Below are 17,885 nucleotides of genomic sequence, written 5' to 3'. Positions count from 1 at the left end.
CCCGGTCTCATGATCCCTTCCCTTCCAGGTACCGCTTCTTGGCAATCTCCTGCCGCCCGAAGTCACGTACCATCGCATCAATCGCAACCTCATCCGATTTATCAGCATAGCGGAATTCACTATCGGCATAGCGGTTGATCTCCTGAATCACCATCTCGACGGTGATCGGCTGGCGCAATTCCGAAATCATGGATTTCTTCGTGTCATAGTCTTTGAACAGGAACAGATCCGGCTCTTCCATCCATTCATCAGGCAATTCGAAATCCATGGCGCGGACCTTTACAGCATCCGTAATGTTTTTGATCGCGCGCCCTGTGAATCGTTCATCCGCCTCTTGTATGCCCTTCAGATAGGTCCCCAATTTGGCAATCGTATCCAGATCGCCAACCTGCGCATGGACCTGTTCAAAGACCCGTTGCAGCCCTTCTTCATGCGGGCGGGCATGGCTTTCAAAACTGGCCGCAACGGCCTTTTTGATCTCTTGCGCGCTGAACACCTCATGCGCGCCAACGGGGATATCGTGGTTCTTGCCCATCAGCAGATAAAGAATATCGATATAGTCTTCGCGCGTTTGCGGCCCATCGACCAGAAACCGCGCACCGGCACGCTGACGCAATGCGTCATCCACGTTTTCGGGATAGTTCGAGAACATCCCGAAGGTGCAGTTGCCCCGCACGACTGTATTGGCACCCGCAAAGCTCTCCATCAAAACGGCCGTAATTTCCAGCTGCCCCGCCGAGGATTGCCGATCGCCGCGTTTTCCCGCCAGTTGGTCGATATCATCAATCGTCCCGAAACCAATCACGCCGGGATCAAGGACATTATTGATAAACGCTTTGGCATTCTGGCCCGATTTCCCCTGATAACTGTCGATATTATCGGTGCTCAGGTTCTGATAGCGAAACGGATAGCCTGCGTTCTGGCAATACTCATGCATCAACCCCGCCATCATCTGGATCAGCGTCGTTTTACCCGTACCGGGCTTCCCGTCACCCATGAAGGTAAAGATGAACCCGCCGAGTTCAGCGAAGGGGTTCAGCCTGCGATCAAAATCATAGGCCATCAGCATCTTGGACAGCTTCATCGCCTGATATTTGGCAATGTGATTACCCACGACCTCATTCGGCTTCTTAAAGGTCATCGTCAGGGTGGACCCCTTGGCTTTGCGCGCGGGGGTAAAGCCCTGCACCACAAAATCATCCGCCTCGACCCGCCATGACGCCGCATTGAAAGACGCCAGGCGCCCCGCAGTGGAGGCCCGCAGCGCGACCTTCTCCATCAGCTGCTCGGCATAGGCCAGCATGGTGGCAATCAGCGTCGCCTCATCCTTGGCAAACTGGCCCAGCTTCTGATCCAGCTCCCAAATCGCCCCATGCAATGCCAATGGCGCGTTATCCGTTAGAATTTCATCTACCGAACCCACATCGACACTTTGCTCGCTCGCTTGCGCGGCCAAGAGAAACGAGGTCGCGTTGGCAAAGGTGTAAAGCGCAATCAGCGATTCCGCTGTCAGGTACTCGGTAAATTCAACAGACCTTTCCTGCGGCATGCGCCCCTCAAGGTTAATGCGCTTCAATTCGGTCAGTGCAGTCTGATCCGAAAAGGCATCCGCAACAGTGAATGCAATCGAAAGCGCACGGCGTAGTGCATGGGCCACCGCCGCCTGCGCGGGCGAGGTCAGCGGGTCATCGTCATCGCTTTCGGCAATCCGGTCCAACAGACGCACCCCGCCCGAAGGCGCAGATGTGCGCGACAGCAATCCCGGTGTTGTTGACCGGAACCGACGCCGGGTTGCGGCAACGTCGGGTGACTTTTCAGGTGCCTCAAGCGACAGGCGCGCCTTGGCCAATCGCGGTGCATGATCGAGATGCATCAGCATTTCCGCAGCGGGGATATAATGCTTGCGGATATCGTCTTCGCGCAGCTCCATTTGATCACTTGATTGGCTCATCTTTTCCTCTTTGTTTTATTCGGCACGTCCTGCGCCGCGTCGTAAGGTGGGTCTTGACCCACCCTATCTGTAACTCAACACCCGTCCCGTATCGCTGACAACGAACTTGCGCACGTCGCGAAACCCTGCAGGGTTGCGCTCTGCCAAAGCCTGATAGGGCCGTTCCGGCATGATCAAAGACCGCTCCATCCGGCTCGCCCCCGTTTCCGCGCCACCACCTTCAAAAGGATCAAGGGCAAAAATCTGCCTCTCGACAGAGCCGAACCACCCCGATTTCACATTCTCGACACGGTCCGACAGCAGTTCTTCTTCGGTCCAGACCAAGGCCCAATCTTCGCCAGCGGGCGCGTTGGCGTCGCGCAAGACGTCGCGCAAAGGGCCCGATTGGCGCGTAAACGCATTGCTGTACATCGGCCCAATGTGGAACCGGCGCAAACGCGTCGGATGCAGGTCATCGAAATCTTCATCAAACCCTTTGGCAATCGTCAGCAGCTTAAGATGCGCCAAGGACTGCGCCATCAGATGCGCCTGTGCTTCAGGCCAGCGATGCTGATCCTTTGGCAAGCCCACGCGCCCTGTATCTTCCAACTCCATCAGGTAGATCGTGGGCAGGTTCACCTGACTGTCGTAAACCGCCCAGTGCACAAGAAACCGCCGCCGGTCACCCTGATTTCCCAGCCAGAGACACTGCGGATCATTGCGCGCCCAAAACTGATCGCCACGCGATAGCTCTTCATAATATAGCCTTTGCGACAAAGCATATTGCAGCTTTGTGGGGATTTGCTGCTCACTCAGAATGACCCGCACCATCTGGTCTTTCAGATCACCAACACTCGGCTGTGTGTTCAGATGACGGTCTGCCTGCTGGGCGTCATTCGCCATCTCCAGCAGCTCTTGATAGACTGGAAAACCACTTTCATGCCGGTCAAAGGTCAGCTTGCCCGAATGCGCAAACCGCCCGGCGAAATGATACTTGTGCGCCAGCGCTGTGAAGGTCCAATTCAGGCCGACCAGATAGCGGGCCATCACCTCGATCTCTTTGCGATCAAAGCGCCCTTCGGCCTCCATGGTCGCCGCAACTTTGGTCAGATGGCTGGTGATCTTGGCGAATTTATCGAAATACCGGCGCGTGACGCGGGTATCTTCCAACTTCATGTGGTCGGCTTGAAGGTCCGGGGCGGTCATATCAGAACGCGTGGGTGTCACCCACCCTACGCCCCATACTGGTTGCTATCGTGCTTCTTCACAATCTCCTGAAACCGGCGCACGAAACGCTCGTCCGCTTTCGCCTTGGCCTCCAGCACCTCGCGGGCAAAGACCATGTGGTCTTCATGCGCTTCCAGCATATCCGCCATCCGCGCATTCGTGGCCGACCCGATGGCAGCCATTGCTGACTGCGCCTCCTGGTCCGTCTTCACGCCGATTTCGTTGATCTTATGGGCCACATCCTGCTGCTGCGCTGTTTTCAACGACTTCGACAAGGCATCATAAAGCACAACACGCTGCTTGGTATCTGTCTGGAGCTTGTTGATCAGCACCATCTGCGTGGCCGCCTGGTTCTGCAGACTGTCGATCCAGGTTTTGCCCTTTTCAATATAACGCTCAAGCGTCTGGCTTTTGGCCAGTTGCACCTGCTCGTTCTGCACCATCTCGTTGTATTTCCCGTTCAGCGCAGCCAACTCTGTCTCAAGCTTGGTGCGCGCCGCAGCATCCTGTTCAACCGATATCTTGTTTTCCAGTTCGATAATCTTGGGATCGACCGCAAGGATTTCGGCCCGCAGCGCTTCGAGTTCGCCAACGGTGACCTCGCGCTCTTCCAGCGTCCCGCCAAGGTTCTTTTCGACGCTGACTTTCTGCTCGTTGAGCACCGCCAACTGGCCTTCCAGAAGCTTCATGATCACGTCGGACTTGCTGATCAAATCCTGCAATTTGTCATCAATCGAGGCCGTGCGCATCCGTTCCTGCCGCATGCTGTCCGCTTTGGCCTTGCTGAAAATGCCAATGAAGCTTTCCATGCCGGTCTTGGACCGCATCTCGTCGAAATCTTTAGAAAAAGCCGTCGTGACGTCATCAAGGCCCATGATCAGCTCAGCGATGTTAGCATTCATCAGCTCGGTATGGGCATGCACGTCTTCAAGACTGGCATTCTCAATATCGACCGAAATATCGGTGCCTTCCGCCATCTTGTTGCGCGCAATCTCGATCCGGCTGGTCAGTTCGGAAATTTTGCTTTGCGCCTCGGCAACCTGTGCCTGAGATTCCTGGATTTGCGTCTCAAAATTGGCCATAAAACGTCCCTCATTTATTCTTTTATAACAGGGACATAAGCATTCCGGCCCCTGCGTTCAATAGAGTGCCGCGCGCAAGCGCGGCACGTTCAGCACGAGTTTGGACTTCAATGACCATAAAGAAAAGGGGTTATGCGTCGTCCAGAACTGGTGGACGATCATTCGCAACAGCCTCTTCCCCCAGCAGTTCTTCCGCAGAAATAATCTTTGGCGGCAGTTCAATACCACGATCGAAATTCTCTGGGTCAACACGCTGCGATTCCTCCGGAGAGCGGATCAGCACCTTCATCGGGGCCTCGATCTGGTCATAAAGATGGATCACATCCTGATTGAACATGCGGATACAACCCGCAGACCCGGAATTTCCGATAGATTCCAGATCGTTCGTGCCATGAATACGGTAGTGGGTATCGCGGCCACCACGGAATAGATAAAGCGCCCGCGCGCCGAGCGGGCTGCGCAGACCACCCGGAATGCCGGCAGCAAAATCACCGTATACCTCCGGTTCGGTGCGCAACATGTTTTGGGTGGGGGTCCAACTCGGCCACTTACGCATGAATTGCATCGTCGCCGAGCCGCGAATTGATCGCCCCGCGCGACCGACACCGACAGGATAGCGCGTCGCTGTACCATCCTCACGGACATGGTAAAGGAACTTTGCATAGGGATCGACATCCAGCGTGTTTGGTCCCGCCTCACCATTATACAAGCCGGTCATGCGGCGGTTCACGCCCTGAAGGTATTCAGACGGAATACCGGGCAAAATATATCCTGAATCCTCGATCGGGCCGTAGCCCTCAACAAATGACACCGGTGCCACCGGTTCGATTTCCATCTCAGGAACGCGCGGCGCACAGGCTGCTGCCGTGCTCGCCATTGCCATCGCCGCAAACGAGCGGCGGGTAATTTTCGTCACTAATGTCATTGTTTTACCCAGAAATTTCCGAATCCCCTGATAGCACTCTCCGGCATGATGACAAAACCGACCTCAGGCGATAAATCGCACATCTTTGTAAAAACGTGAAATTTGACACGCTCGCGGTGCGGTTCTTACACCATTCTTGAGAAAATGGCGCACTAGCTGACACGATCCCCAAGCGCCAAGCCCTTCAATATTTCATCTGCAGGCATCGCTTTCTTGCCCGCTCTCTGGGCCGCGGTCACTTCGATCGCACCGCTCCCGCAGGCAATCCGAAAGCCGCCTAGCACCTGCCCGGGCGCACCCCCACCGTCAGCAAGCCGCGCACCGAGCAATTTGATACGTTCACCTTCCACTTCGCACCACGCGCCCGGAAAGGGGGACAACCCACGGATCAGCCGGTCAATTTGCACCGCGGGCTGCGCCCAGTCCACCCGTGCCTCTGCCTTGTCGATCTTCGCAGCATAGGTCACGCCCGCTTCAGGCTGGGCCTGCGGGGTCAACTGATCCAGTTGCGCGAGCGCCTGAACAATCAGCGCCGCACCCATTTGCGACAGCCTGTCATGCAACGCACCTGTTGTCTCCTCGACACCGATCGCGGTTTCATCGCGCAGCAAAACCGGGCCAGTATCAAGACCGGCCTCCATCTGCATAATGCAAACGCCCGTCTTGACATCACCCGCCATGATCGCACGATGAACGGGCGCAGCCCCCCGCCAGCGCGGCAAAAGCGAGGCGTGGATATTCAGACAACCTGCCTTGGGGGCGTCCAAAATCACCTGCGGCAAGATCAAACCATAGGCCACGACCACAGCAATATCCGCATCCAGTGCAGCAAACTCGGCCTGCTCGGCTGCACCCTTCAATGACACAGGATAGCGCACCTCCAAACCCAGAGCCTCCGCGCGCAACTGAACCGGCGAGGGACGGTCCTTCTTGCCCCGCCCCGCTGGCCGAGGTGGCTGGCAGTAGACAGCCGCAATCTCGTGACCTGCATCAACAAGTGCATCCAGAACCGGCACCGAGAAATCGGGTGTTCCCATAAAAATTACACGCATGCCCACCGTCTTTCCATGTCCAATCAAACTTCCGCGCGGCGCGCATCCCGACATCAGCGTCGCTGCAATTTCGCTGCTTTCTTTAGCAACATATCCCGCTTTACGCGGGTCAGGTGGTCAAAGAACATCCTACCCGCCAAGTGATCAATCTGGTGTTGTACGGAGGTTGCCCAAAGACCGACAAAGTCCTGTTCGTCCCACCCGCCATCCTTAGTCATGAAACGCACCGTCACGGCGCGCGGGCGCGTCACCTTGGCCCAAACACCAGGCAGGTTAGGCGATCCTTCTTCATGCACGCGCGGTTCAATACTGCTGTACAAGATCGATGGGTTGGCCATGCGAATGGCTTTCCCCCGCCCCTCAGAGGCATCGACGACAGCCAAAGCCATATCAATGCCCAACTGGGGCGCCGCCAATCCCACACCCGGCATGTTATCCATGGCAACAATCATTTCATCCCAGATCGCACGCACCTCATCAGTGATGTCCGCCACAGGTGTGGCGGGGGTACGCAGGGCCGGATGCGGCCACATGACAAAAGGGCGATGTGTCATTGCAGCACACCCGTTTCTGTAACCAATAGGCCGTTCAGATGGTCAAGCTCATGACAAATGCAAATCGCCTGCACAGCCTCAAACCGTCCGTGATGCGCCACGCCATCCAGATCTTGCCAACGTAATTCCACCCAAAGCGGACGACTGACATCAAAACTTTTACCGGGGATCGAAAGGCAGGCCTCGGTCCCGACGGCCTTATCTTCGGACTGATTGGCGATTTCCGGATTAATGAAAATCATTGGCGCAGGGTCTGCATCTTTCCAATCTGTATCGACGACAAAGACCCGTGTGCTGACACCCACCTGCGGCGCGGCCAATCCGCGACCGGGAGCGGCATACATTGTCTCGAACATATCGCGGACCAATCCGGCCAGCTCTTCGTCGAACTGTTGCACGGGCGCTGCCGTTTCCAACAAAACAGGATCACCCTCAAATCGCAGCTCAAGCACCGCCACGCGTCAGCCCCGCGCCATTTCGCGTTTCAGTTTCTGCATCTTGCGCGTGATCATTTGCCGTTTCAGCGGGCGCAGATAATCAATGAATAATTTGCCATCCAAATGGTCGATCTCATGCTGCACGCAGGTCGCCCAGAGCCCATCAAAACGCTCACGCCTTGTCTTACCATCAAGGTCCATCCACGAGACCTCGACCTCGGCAGGGCGTTCAACTTCGGCATATTGCTCGGGGATCGAAAGACAGCCTTCTTCATAGACGTTCCGTTCTTCCGACGTCCAAACCACCTCTGGATTGATCAACACCATAGGCTCTGGCGTTGCATCATCTTCTTTGGCGCAATCCATCACCAACATCCGGTCCATGACCGCAATCTGCGGCGCCGCCAGCCCGATGCCAGGTGCATCATACATGGTTTCCAGCATGTCATCGGCGAGACGACGCATGTCGTCGTTCACCGAAGCAACCGGTTGAGCCACCTTTTTGAGGCGCGGATCAGGATGGATCAGAATTTTTCTCAGTGTCATGGCGGTGATCTAATGCGTCGCGCCGCCCATCGCAAGCATGGCAGGACTTTCGGCTTGCACCCCGTTTCGCAACACCGCAATTTGCCCTTGAAACTTCAGGAGCAGCCTATGTCATTCAACACGCCCGTCGACCGTCGTGGAACCAACAGCAGCAAGTGGGACCTGATGGAAAAGCTCTATGGCGTTTCGCCAAAGGACGGGCTGGCCATGTGGACGGCAGATTCGGACTATCCCACCGCCCCCTGCGTGATAGAGGCGGTGAAGGCAGCCGCTGAACATGGCGTCTTTGGCTATGCATTCGCAAATGACGCCTATTTCAGTGCGATTCAATGGTGGATGCAAACCCGCCACGGCTGGTCCATCGACAAAGACTGGATTCTGACGACCCAAGGCCTCGGCAACGCAATCGCGCTCTGCCTCGATGTCTGGACAGAACCAGGTGACGCCGCCGTCATTTTCAGCCCTGTTTATCATGAGTTCGCACATAAGGTGAACAAGGCCGGCAGGGTCGTTACCGAATGCCCGCTTGTCCGTCAGGGCGATACCTATGTGCTTGATCTCGACGATGCCCAAGCGCGGCTGACTGGGCGCGAAAAAATGCTGATCTGGTGTTCACCACAAAACCCCTCAGGGCGCGTTTGGACCGCAGGTGAACTGCGCGCGGTCTCTGCCTTTGCACGCAAAAACGGGCTGCTTCTGGTTAGTGACGAGATCCATCATGATCTTGTCTACGCAGGACAGAGGTTTGTGCCAACGGCGGTTGCCGCACCAGAAGATACAGACAACACAGTCTATCTGACTGCAGCATCGAAAACGTTCAACATTGCAGGTCAGCGGACAGGCAATATGATCATTCCCGATCCAACATTGCGTAGTGCCATGCAAAAGCGCCTTGCGATGCTCGACTACAACCCGTCCGCACTTGGCGTGGCGATGATCACCGCCGCATATTCTGAGGAAGGTGCAGCATGGGCGAATGCGCAGATCGACCATTTGCAAAAAAACCGCGAGATTTTCGACGCAGGTATCAACGCAATTCCGGGGGTCTGGTCGATGCCGCTGCAATCCACCTATCTGGGGTGGGTCAATTTTGAAGACACCGGCATGAGCCATGAAGAAGTTTCAGCGCGTATCAGGGACACGGCAAAAATAGCCGTTTCCCAAGGGCCTACTTTCGGCACCGGCGGTGAAAGCTTCATGCGCTTCAACCTTGCCACGCAAACGGCCAATGTCGAAGAGGCCGTGCGTCGGATGCAGGCCGCTTTCGCAGACCTGCAATAGCTTTAACGCCCGATCAAACCGGCCGGAACAAAATCCGGGCGCACAAAATCGGCGGCAGGGCCCGAGGCAACGGGTGTGGCCCATTTGAACTCGAACACCCGCTCGTTCTCTTCATCGACAGAAGACACGACCAGACAGGTGTAAAGGTGCTTTGGTCCGTCATAGATATCGACATGACCGCGCAACCGCTCGGACCCTTCAAGATCTAACGCAAAGCCACCATCCCAGAACCTACGGATCCGATAGCTGTCATCGCCATCCTGCACGGACAAACGATCCTTGCGCTTCAATGCAGCTTTGCGCGCCTCTTCCAGACCCTGACGAACCGCGTCAGGCAAAAACGTAAACATAACAAGTCCCTCCAGACATGTCAGAAGATGATCCCAGAAAGTTAAAATTCAAATGACAAAATCCGCCGCAGTGCAGAAAGGCCTTAATTTCAGGCCTTCACGCGCGGCCGCAACACATGTGGCTTGGCCGCATCATAGAGCGCAGAGTCCGGAAACCCGTGCGAATCGGACAAGGCGGGCCCCACAAGAATCAGCGCGGTCCGTGTGATCTTGGCTGCGCGCACCTTTTCGCGCACATCTGTCAGCGTGCCGCGAATAATCATCTGATCAGGCCAACCCACACGGTAAATGACCGCCACCGGACAATCCGCACCATAAAATGGCACCAACTGCCTTTCGATTTCGCGCAAGGCGCGAATGCCAAGATGGATCGCGAGCGTCGCACCCGAACGGGCAAAATTCTCAAGCGTTTCTCCTGCGGGCATGCCTGTCGATTTCATCGACATACGCGTCAGGACGATGGACTGGGCCACTTCCGGCACGGTTAACTCGGTACCCAAAGCCGCAGCCGCAGCCGCATAGGCCGGCACGCCGGGGATAATCTGATAATCAATCCCATCTCCCTTTAGCCGACGGATCTGCTCGGCAATCGCGCCGTACAATGACGGGTCCCCCGAATGCACGCGCGCGACATTCTGACCCTTGGCATGCGCTTCCAGGATCACGCCGTGGGTGTCATCCAACGTCATGGGCGCGGTATCCATCACTAAGGCATCAGCAGGCGCACAGGCAACAACCTCAGCAGGCACCAAAGACCCTGCATAAAGACACACAGGGCATTTGCCGATGATCCGTGCCGCCTTCAGTGTCAGCAACTCGGGATCACCCGGACCCGCGCCAATAAAATATACGGTCATTGCAAGACCCTCATCTTTCCATGTCCAATCAAACTTCCGCGCGGCGCGCCACGGGATGGCGGGTGGGGCGCATTTGGCGCCAGCCAAAAAGCGTCATCCCGCCAGATCCCCGTCAATCTTGCGCGCATAGCCGCGCGGCGTATACATCCGTGGCCCTTCGCCAAGAGCCGCCAGCTTTGAATGCGACGAGCCCACCAAAACAACCGTCAACATATCCACCTCATCCACCTGCAACTCATCCAGACGACGATAGCGAATATGTTCCTCTGGCCGCCCCAAGGACGATGCCAACATCACCGGCGTCTCTGGTGGACGATGCTGCAACAAGATATCACGCGCTTCTGCCAACAGCGTGCGCCTGCGCATCGAGACCGGATTATAGAACGCGATCACGAAATCGCCTATCGCTGCAGCATTCAACCGCTTCACAATATCCTCACGCGGCGTCAGCAAATCCGACAATGAAATCGCACAAAAATCATGGCCCAAAGGTGCACCGGCGCGCGCTGCCGCACCTTGCAGCGCACTCACACCGGGCGAACAGACGACCTCGACCCGCCGCGCCGCATCCGACACGCCCATCTGGTCAGGGCCACGATCCAACAGTTCGAACACAAGTGCGGCCATCGCATAAATACCCGCATCGCCAGAGCAGACCAGCGCCACGTTCTTGCCCTGCCCCGCCTGTTCCAGCGCATAGCGGCAGCGGTCCTCTTCCCCACCCAACGGAAAATCTGACCGCGCCTTGCCCACGGCCAAGGCCCCCAACAAATCAATATAGAGCCCGTAGCCCACAAGCTCTTCGGCCTCGGACACCAGTCGCGATACCTCGGGCGTGCGCCATGCTGCCTGACCGGGTCCGATGCCGACGACGGACAAGCGACCCCGCGCACGGCCCGCCAGTTCCACCACAGGCTCCGGCGTCACAACAAGCGCACAGGTCGCATTGGCCGTCTTGCGCTTGGTCACCAAAAATTCGCCCTCCGCGCCGGCTTGCGCCAGTGCGGCGGCTTCGGCCACGCCGTGCGTGCCGACTTCGGCAAATACAACGTCGGACGGGTTCGCCAAACGCGGCGTTTCCGCCTCCAGCGCTTCGGCCTCAAACAACCGCATCGGCACGCCAAGATCACCCGCTAAAGCGATAATCGCAGGCTCATCGCCTTTCAGCGTGATCGTATTGACCGAATGCACCGCCTCGGGCGCAATCCCCGCCTCTTGCAGCACATCCTTGACCAATGCCGCCAGTTCCGCAGGCGGGCAATTGCGGGCACACCCCACGCCCAAAGCCACACGCTGAGGGGCAAACTGCAAATGGTCAGCCCCCAGATCAGTCTGCCGCGGCATCGTGCAAGACAGGCGCAGACCTTCACCTTGTGGCAGACCGGCCAGCCAAGGCGCATCACCGTTCACCTGCGCGCCGCCACCCGCCAGCAAGCCGGCCATCGCCGCTTTGGCATCGATGCGGTTGACCAATCGCCAACCTGCGGGCGGTTCATCCAAGGCAATCCCGAGGGCCACATCCCCCGCCGTTGTCACGGCAGAGACGGCGTTCAGCGCCTGCGCAATTGTCGCCGACAGTTTGTTGGCCCCACGATGCCCGCCCAAAAGCGGCACAACAACCGCGCCATCATCGGACACGGAAATCACCGGCGGTTCAGTGGTCTTATCCGCCAAGAGCGGGGCGACCGCACGGATCAGGATCCCCGAGGCACAGACCCCCACAATCGGCACACCCGCCGCGAACAAATCACGCGCGTGATCCAGCGCATTGGCAAAAAACGCATCCGCTTGATCAACGCGGCCCTCGCGCCCATGGACTTGGGCACCAAGCACGGCGGCGACCTTGTGGGCTGTCGGCTCACCAGAGCGCGAAAGCGCCAATACGACGGATTTCATAGCCACGGATCGGCCCCTTTTGTCAGCAAAATCATTGAAAAATATGGTGCCTTCTCAGGGGCATCCGCCAGCGGCAAGACCACCTCTTCCGGCAGCGTTGCACGCTCGACATAAACCGCACCTTCGGTCAGGCCGAGGGCATCAATCACACCTTTGATCTTGGCCAGATGCCGCCCGACCTTCATGATCACAACGCTTTCCGCACCTTCGATCCGCGCGCGCAATTCGTCCTCTGGCAAAGGGCCAGGCAAAACCGTCAACCGCTCGTTGCGGGCGGCCAGTGGCATCCGCGCACGGGCGGCACAGGCCGTGACAGAGGTCACGCCTGGCACGATCTCAACGCGGTAAGTGCCGGAGAGTCGCGCAAAAAGATACATGAAGGAGCCATAAAAGAAGGGATCGCCCTCACACAAGCAAACAACGTCATGGCCTGCATCGAGAGCCGCCGCAATTTCCGCCGCCCCTTTGTCATAGGCCGCCTGCGCTGGGGCCCGCTCGACCGACATCGGAACATCCATGATAATTTCCTGCGCGTCTGCAGGGATCAAATCCGCTGCTATCGCACGGGCAAAACTCGCAGCGCCTGCAAGCGTGGGATAGGCCACTACACCTGCACCCTCAATCAGCCGTGCAGCGCGCAGTGTCATCAAATCAGGCGCACCCGGCCCGAGCCCCACACCATACAAAACCCCTGTCATCGCTTTACAAGGCTCCACTGGGTGACCGGCATCGACGGACGCCAGCCCGTCAGACGGCCCACAGGCTCTGCGCGGTGAACCTGCAGTTTCACAAGATCGCCGCCGTGTTCTTTGTGCAGCGCAATCAACTCGGCCTCGCTTTCCAGTGTCACTGCGTTGGCCACCAACCGGCCCAAGGGACGCAAGGCCGCCCATGCCGCGTCAAAGGTCTCGCGGCTCAGACCGCCACCGATGAAAATAGCGTCCGGTGCGTCCAGCCCAGTCAGCGCCGCAGGCACCGACCCTTCCACCAAGGCCAGTTTCGGCACGCCCAGCGCCAGCGCATTCGCCGCAGCCATCGCACGACGATCCGCGCGCGGTTCAATCCCGACGGCACGGGCATAGCGTGCCGCGCGCATCCATTCGATTGCCACCGATCCACAGCCTGTGCCGATGTCCCACAAGAGCGCCCCGCGCATCGGCATCAGCTTGGCGACAGTCGCGGCGCGCACCTCTTGCTTGGTCATTGTCCCGTCAGACAGGAACAGATCATCCGCCAGCCCCGGCACACGCGGCAGAAGCGCCGCATCAGGTGCGGCGACGCATTCAACAGCAAGCGTATTGAAAGCAGGCACCGTATGATCCCAGCTTTCGGCCAGCCCATCAAAGCGTGCTTCATCCTTGCCACCCATCGCGGCAAGTACCGTCATGCGGGATTTGCCAAAGCCGCGCTCGGTGAGGAAACGGGCGATCTGGCCGGGGGTTTCGGCCCCTGTCGTCAGCACCAGCAATTGCGCATCAGGCTGGATAAAGGCGATCATCTGCTCGACCGGACGACCATGCACCGTGAGCGTTTCAACATCCGGCAGGGACCAGCCCATGCGCGCCGCCGCCAACTGAAAGGCAGAAAGCTGCGGGTGGTAGACGATCTCGGCCGGATTTATCGCACGTCCGATCCGCGCGCCCACCGAAAACCAGAGCGGATCACCGGTCGCAAGGATCACAACACGCCTGCCGCGCAGGTTTTCAATGGTCGAGATCAGCGCGTCAAAGGGATGCGGCCATGCCAGACGCTCGGCCGTAACCGTTTCCGTCAGTGTATGGTGCCGGTCACCACCAATGATCACCTCGGCGGCCTCGACCACGGCGCGGGTTGCAGGGACAAGCCCCTCCATCCCGTCTTCGCCAATCCCCACGATATGCAGCCAGGGATCAGTCATCGCTTGGCGCCCCCTGTCGGCGGCTTCGCGCGGAGGGCCCACAGGGGCTGACAAGCGCATTGTTATACATCTTCCGGTAGCCCCGCTGCCAAAGCATTCACTGCTGCCGAAGCCATCGCGGAACCACCGCGCCGCCCGCGCAGGGCGACATAGTCACAACCGCGCGGGTTTGCGGCCAGCTCTGCTTTGCTTTCAGCGGCACCGACGAAACCCACAGGAAAACCAAGGATGACCGCAGGTTTCGGCCAGCCCGCATCAAGCAGCTCAAGCAAATGGAAAAGCGCCGTCGGCGCGTTACCGATAGCGACCACTGCACCCGCGATGCGGTCGCGCCACAGCTCCACCGCGGCAGCAGAGCGTGTATTCCCGATATGCTGCGCCAAACCCGGCACCGCGGGATCGTTCAGCGTGACGATCACCTCGTTATTTGCGGGCAGGTAGCGGCGGATGATCCCCGCACCCACCATTTCGCAATCGCAGAGCACCGGCGCACCAGCGGCAAGCGCTGCGCGCCCGGCATCCGCAGCACCTTGCGAAAAAGCCAGCCGATCCGCGACCTCGATCATGCCACAGGCATGGATCAGCCGCGTGATCAGTGGCTGCATCGCAGGCGCGAACCGGTCAAGCCGCGCCTCATCGCGGACCGTTGCAAAGCTTTGCGCGTAGATCGCGGAAGGGTCTTTTTCGTAGGGGCGCAAATTGCTGTCTTTCGCTTGCCGTGAACCTTAGGTTTTGGCTTTGGATTTGCGCGCGCTTTCGGGACCATGCGGATGCTTCGCATGAGGATAAGGCGCATGGTGGTGATCATGATCGTGATCATGGTGGTGGTGGTGACCATGGTCGTGGTCGTGATGATGATGGTGGTGGTGATCATGGTGATGATCCGCAGCCACAAGCCGGCACATGCCGGTGCAGAAGGTGTCACACAGGCTGCAATCGGCCACATTCGAACCGGGTGCGCTGGCGCCTTGGCCTTCGACATGATGGTGGTGACTTTCCTGCACAGCCCCGACCTCGCCCTCAAAGCCCAGAACAGCCGTGCGGTATTTGCACATCACACAGGTGGAGGGCGGCACGGCACCAAAGGCAGGGTGCGCGCGGTCCTCGGCGCTGATCTTGTGGCTCTTGCCCTCTTCGAGCGCCAGCACCTGACTGCGGTAGCCGCAGATGCCGCAGTTCGGTGGCGGCGTCGCACTGACCTGTTCCATAATACGTTCAGCAAAGGTCTCCAGCACTTTCGGGTGATCGCCCAAATAACCCGCTTTGACAAATTGGATGCCGGGGTGTTCCGCGGCAACCTGATCGGTAAAGCCGTAAATCCGGTCGATCAAAATGCCCGAGAACAAGAAATACGGAAACACAATGACGCGCTGATATGGCAGGCGCGCTACATGTTGCAGGCAGGGTTCTACCAGTGGGAAAGTCACGCCGGAATAGCCCACTTCGCACCAGCCAAAGCCGATCCCCTCTTGCAGCATCCGCGCGATCTTGGCCACGTTTCCGTTGGCATCGGGATCGGATGCCCCGCGCCCGATCACCACAAGACAGGTTTCGGTCAGGGGCAGCGCGCCATGGTCCGCGTTGGCTTGATCAACGGCGTCCTGAATACGTCCAGCGGCGGCCGCGATCATCTTGGGATCAACGCCCAATTCACGCCCGTATTGCACCGCAATTCCGTGTTTGGCCGCATAGGTATTCAGAACCGTCGGGATGTCATTCTTGGCGTGCATCGCGGCAAATAGCATGCCGGGCACAGCCAAGATGCGCGCGCACCCGGCCTCGCGCAGCTTGTCCAGACCATCACGGATCACAGGGTTGGCAAATTCCAGATAGCCATACTCGGTCATCCAGTCATCCGGCAGATATGCGGGCAGTTTGTCTGCAAGGGTCGCGAACTCGTCCACGGCGGATTGACTGCGCGATCCGTGGCCGCAGATCATGACGCCGGTTTTCATGCGTTTTCCTCTTCCAGCTCTTCGTCCTCTGGCTCTGCGTCTTCTTTCTTCTTTTTCAACTCGCCCCAAAGGGCCACCAGACCGGCAAGCGCAATCGCCGCACCTGCAACCCAATGACCATGACCCGCAACTTCGGCCCAGTGACCTGGATGCGCAAAGGCCGATGTTCCGGCAAAGAGAAAGAAAAGTATCAGCAGTCCCCGCATGGGCATCCTCCGTTTTTGTCATCACAAGAGGCCCCGACAGGCGGGTCTTGACGATGTGATGTCCAGTCCCCGTTTTGGGTCGACTGCTTCATCTCCAACCTCTCTGGCCGCAGCGCGGCGTCGTCGGGGATGGTATAAACAGAGCGGGACGTATGAGCAAACGCTTAAGCGACGCAATCACGTCTTGCGGCGGCAGACTGAAACGGCGCTCTGTGCACTGGTGCACCAAGCATGCGCCTTCGCAGGCATTTGTTTTATGCTGCGAGCACGTTAGGTCCTGACGCAACAATGGAAGGATGACAAAATGGGCCAGCTTGTAGACGGCGTTTGGCATGACGTCTGGTACGACACCAAGAAATCTGGCGGTGCTTTCGAGCGCAAGGAAGCACAGTTTCGCAACTGGATCACGGCAGACGGATCAGCGGGCCCTTCCGGCGAGGGCGGCTTTGAAGCAAAAAGCGGGCGCTATCATCTTTATGTTTCATACGCCTGCCCCTGGGCGCACCGCACGCTGGTGTTTCGCCAGTTGAAAGACCTGACCGACCATATCAGCATTTCCGCTGTTCACCCTGACATGCTTTCTGATGGCTGGACCTTTGAAACCGATGAGGACGGCGCAACAGGTGATACGCTATATGGTCTGCCTTTTGCGCGCGATATCTATCTGAAGGCGCTGCCCGATATGAACGGCCGCGTCACTGTGCCGATTCTGTGGGACAAAGAACGCGAAACGATTGTTTCAAACGAAAGCTCCGAGATTATCCGGATGCTGAATTCCGCCTTTGACCACATCACGGGCAATACCGATGATTACTGGCCGAAAGAACTGCGCGAGGCCATCGCTCCGGTCAATGACCGGATTTACGACACCCTGAACAACGGCGTTTACAAATCAGGTTTTGCCACCACGCAAGAGGCCTATGACAAGGCTGTCTATCCGCTTTTTGACACGCTCGACTGGCTCGAGGACCGCCTCAGCGAGAACCGCTACCTGATGGGTGACCGCCTGACAGAAGCCGACTGGCGCCTCTGGACCACGCTGGTGCGATTTGATCCGGTCTATCACCTGCATTTCAAATGCAATCGCAAGCGAATCGCGGATTATCCGAACCTGTCAGGATACATGCGCGAGCTATATCAGATGCCGGGCGTCGCCGAGACCGTGAATATGGCGCATATCGTGCGGCACTATCACTATAGTCACGACACCATTAACCCGCACCGTATTCTCCCGATCAATCCTACACTGGATTACGACGCGCCGCATGATCGAGGGCAGTAGTACCATAGTGGTGGACGATCGCCGCGAGGTCCTGCGGCGGCGTTGCGGTCTTTACAAAGGCCCGCGCGTTGGCTGCGTAGTTGAAGATAGAACCATCTGAGAAAAAGGTGGTATCCGTGACAAAGACGATATTTGCGCGCGGTTGCCGAAAACGGACCAGATCGGCGACCGCCAATGCGCCCACCTCCACAGGCATCAGATCAAGGACGATCACGTCAAAGCACTCCACCGCGATCAGGTTCAATGCGCGTTCCGCACTTTGAACAAGGGTAACTTCGACCTCAAGCCGCTCAAGATGCCGCTGCCAAACGCCTCCGAGATTTTCATTTCGTTGGACAATTAGAGCGCGCATAATTACTCCCCGTTCGAGACAGTTTTAGGAATTAAGTTGATGGTTTTTTAACCCTG

19 protein-coding genes are annotated in these 17,885 nt (G+C 57.9%); 2 read left to right on the top strand and 17 right to left on the bottom strand.

Annotated elements, in window-relative coordinates; all coding sequences use genetic code 11:
* Positions 1 to 7: 7 nt before the first annotated feature.
* The 8 genes from B0B09_RS15855 to def (B0B09_RS15820) all read right to left on the bottom strand — a co-directional run bounded on the left by B0B09_RS15855 (position 8) and on the right by def (B0B09_RS15820) (position 7,753).
* Positions 8 to 1,951: an AAA family ATPase gene (locus B0B09_RS15855; protein WP_076660895.1), complete on the bottom strand. Its 1,944-nt coding sequence runs from the start codon at positions 1,949 to 1,951 to the stop codon at positions 8 to 10.
* A 63-nt stretch (positions 1,952 to 2,014) separates the two neighbouring features.
* The gene (locus B0B09_RS15850; protein WP_242654475.1) at positions 2,015 to 3,106 is read right to left on the bottom strand and encodes a hypothetical protein; all 1,092 of its coding nucleotides are present in this window, start codon (positions 3,104 to 3,106) and stop codon (positions 2,015 to 2,017) included.
* A 56-nt stretch (positions 3,107 to 3,162) separates the two neighbouring features.
* Positions 3,163 to 4,239 carry a coiled-coil domain-containing protein gene (locus B0B09_RS15845; RefSeq protein WP_076660894.1) on the bottom strand — a complete coding sequence of 359 codons (1,077 nt, stop codon included), beginning with the start codon at positions 4,237 to 4,239 and terminating at the stop codon, positions 3,163 to 3,165.
* Between the two features lie 130 nt (positions 4,240 to 4,369).
* Positions 4,370 to 5,164: a L,D-transpeptidase gene (locus B0B09_RS15840; protein WP_076660893.1), complete on the bottom strand. Its 795-nt coding sequence runs from the start codon at positions 5,162 to 5,164 to the stop codon at positions 4,370 to 4,372.
* 152 nt (positions 5,165 to 5,316) lie between these two features.
* Complete coding sequence (gene fmt, locus B0B09_RS15835; protein ID WP_076660892.1) at positions 5,317 to 6,216, bottom strand: methionyl-tRNA formyltransferase; 900 nt, start codon at positions 6,214 to 6,216, stop codon at positions 5,317 to 5,319.
* Positions 6,217 to 6,269: 53 nt separating this feature from the next.
* A complete protein-coding gene (gene def / locus B0B09_RS15830; protein ID WP_076660891.1) occupies positions 6,270 to 6,770 on the bottom strand; it encodes a peptide deformylase in 501 nt (166 codons plus the stop codon).
* Positions 6,767 to 7,222, bottom strand: a complete 456-nt coding sequence (def, locus tag B0B09_RS15825; RefSeq protein ID WP_242654474.1) for a peptide deformylase — start codon at positions 7,220 to 7,222, stop codon at positions 6,767 to 6,769. Before def (B0B09_RS15825) ends, def (B0B09_RS15830) begins: the two co-directional genes overlap by 4 nt.
* 9 nt (positions 7,223 to 7,231) lie before the next feature.
* Positions 7,232 to 7,753, bottom strand: coding sequence for a peptide deformylase (gene def / locus B0B09_RS15820; RefSeq protein WP_076660889.1), 522 nt, complete (start codon positions 7,751 to 7,753; stop codon positions 7,232 to 7,234).
* A gap of 108 nt (positions 7,754 to 7,861) precedes the next feature.
* Between def (B0B09_RS15820) and B0B09_RS15815 the strand changes: the two genes are divergently transcribed.
* Positions 7,862 to 9,034 carry a MalY/PatB family protein gene (locus B0B09_RS15815; protein ID WP_076660888.1) on the top strand — a complete coding sequence of 391 codons (1,173 nt, stop codon included), beginning with the start codon at positions 7,862 to 7,864 and terminating at the stop codon, positions 9,032 to 9,034.
* A 2-nt stretch (positions 9,035 to 9,036) separates the two neighbouring features.
* On the opposite strand, the gene B0B09_RS15810 is transcribed toward B0B09_RS15815, so the two are convergent.
* From B0B09_RS15810 to B0B09_RS15775, 8 genes are all read right to left on the bottom strand, one after another.
* Positions 9,037 to 9,384, bottom strand: a complete 348-nt coding sequence (locus B0B09_RS15810) for a hypothetical protein (protein ID WP_055295877.1) — start codon at positions 9,382 to 9,384, stop codon at positions 9,037 to 9,039.
* An 89-nt stretch (positions 9,385 to 9,473) separates the two neighbouring features.
* Entirely contained in the window at positions 9,474 to 10,241 is a 768-nt protein-coding gene (gene cobM / locus B0B09_RS15805; protein ID WP_076660971.1) for a precorrin-4 C(11)-methyltransferase, read from the bottom strand.
* Positions 10,242 to 10,334: 93 nt separating this feature from the next.
* Positions 10,335 to 12,137 carry a precorrin-3B C(17)-methyltransferase gene (gene cobJ, locus B0B09_RS15800; RefSeq protein WP_207552168.1) on the bottom strand — a complete coding sequence of 601 codons (1,803 nt, stop codon included), beginning with the start codon at positions 12,135 to 12,137 and terminating at the stop codon, positions 10,335 to 10,337.
* The gene (gene cobI, locus B0B09_RS15795; protein WP_055295875.1) at positions 12,134 to 12,835 is read right to left on the bottom strand and encodes a precorrin-2 C(20)-methyltransferase; all 702 of its coding nucleotides are present in this window, start codon (positions 12,833 to 12,835) and stop codon (positions 12,134 to 12,136) included. Before cobI ends, cobJ begins: the two co-directional genes overlap by 4 nt.
* Positions 12,832 to 14,034: a precorrin-6y C5,15-methyltransferase (decarboxylating) subunit CbiE gene (gene cbiE, locus B0B09_RS15790; RefSeq protein WP_076660970.1), complete on the bottom strand. Its 1,203-nt coding sequence runs from the start codon at positions 14,032 to 14,034 to the stop codon at positions 12,832 to 12,834. Before cbiE ends, cobI begins: the two co-directional genes overlap by 4 nt.
* A gap of 62 nt (positions 14,035 to 14,096) precedes the next feature.
* Positions 14,097 to 14,732: a precorrin-8X methylmutase gene (locus B0B09_RS15785; protein WP_076660886.1), complete on the bottom strand. Its 636-nt coding sequence runs from the start codon at positions 14,730 to 14,732 to the stop codon at positions 14,097 to 14,099.
* Positions 14,733 to 14,759: 27 nt separating this feature from the next.
* Positions 14,760 to 15,989, bottom strand: a complete 1,230-nt coding sequence (locus B0B09_RS15780; RefSeq protein WP_076660885.1) for a sirohydrochlorin chelatase — start codon at positions 15,987 to 15,989, stop codon at positions 14,760 to 14,762.
* Entirely contained in the window at positions 15,986 to 16,195 is a 210-nt protein-coding gene (locus B0B09_RS15775) for a DUF6732 family protein (RefSeq protein WP_076660969.1), read from the bottom strand. Before B0B09_RS15775 ends, B0B09_RS15780 begins: the two co-directional genes overlap by 4 nt.
* A 304-nt stretch (positions 16,196 to 16,499) precedes the next feature.
* Here B0B09_RS15775 and B0B09_RS15770 point away from each other — a divergent pair, with 304 nt between their 5' ends.
* Positions 16,500 to 17,477, top strand: a complete 978-nt coding sequence (locus tag B0B09_RS15770; RefSeq protein ID WP_076660884.1) for a glutathione S-transferase family protein — start codon at positions 16,500 to 16,502, stop codon at positions 17,475 to 17,477.
* Here B0B09_RS15770 and B0B09_RS15765 read toward each other — a convergent pair.
* On the bottom strand, positions 17,437 to 17,829 hold the full coding sequence (locus tag B0B09_RS15765) for a response regulator (RefSeq protein ID WP_076660883.1): 393 nt from the start codon (positions 17,827 to 17,829) through the stop codon (positions 17,437 to 17,439). The two genes, B0B09_RS15770 and B0B09_RS15765, sit on opposite strands and share 41 nt — an antisense overlap.
* Positions 17,830 to 17,885: the final 56 nt, after the last annotated feature.

It is taken from the genome of Yoonia rosea, from assembly GCF_900156505.1.
GTDB lineage: Bacteria > Pseudomonadota > Alphaproteobacteria > Rhodobacterales > Rhodobacteraceae > Yoonia > Yoonia rosea.
The sequence above is the reverse complement of the archived record's forward strand: the minus strand, read 5'-3'. Positions and strand labels throughout refer to the sequence as shown.